Below are 281 nucleotides of genomic sequence, written 5' to 3' on the forward strand. Positions count from 1 at the left end.
TTATTCTTTGAATCCGGGCTTGCCGTTCTCGGCCCGCCATTTCTTGACTAATTTAAGTATTCCTTCAGGGCTATCGTCTGCGCCATCTTCTGGGTAATAAATTAAATCTGTTCCTGAAGGGTGCTCACTAACTTGTATAAAATTCTCCAAAAGAAAATCTAATTCATCCTCTGAACCTTCATCTGAAATTATTATTGAGATCAGTTCAATGAATTCAGATTCCGTATATTCTTCTAGCTTATATTTTAATTTCATTTCATTCGCCCTTCTTTGAGTGAATC

The 281-nt window shown here is 36.3% G+C and carries 1 protein-coding gene; it reads right to left on the minus strand.

Features of this window, described 5'->3' with window-relative positions; all coding sequences use genetic code 11:
• Positions 1–255 (minus strand): bacteriocin immunity protein, encoded by a 255-nt coding sequence (locus V1952_RS22725; protein WP_372560094.1) that lies wholly within the window; start codon positions 253–255, stop codon positions 1–3.
• Between the last annotated feature and the right edge of the window lie 26 nt (positions 256–281).

The organism is Yersinia sp. 2542 StPb PI (assembly GCF_048593855.1).
GTDB lineage: Bacteria > Pseudomonadota > Gammaproteobacteria > Enterobacterales > Enterobacteriaceae > Yersinia > Yersinia enterocolitica_E.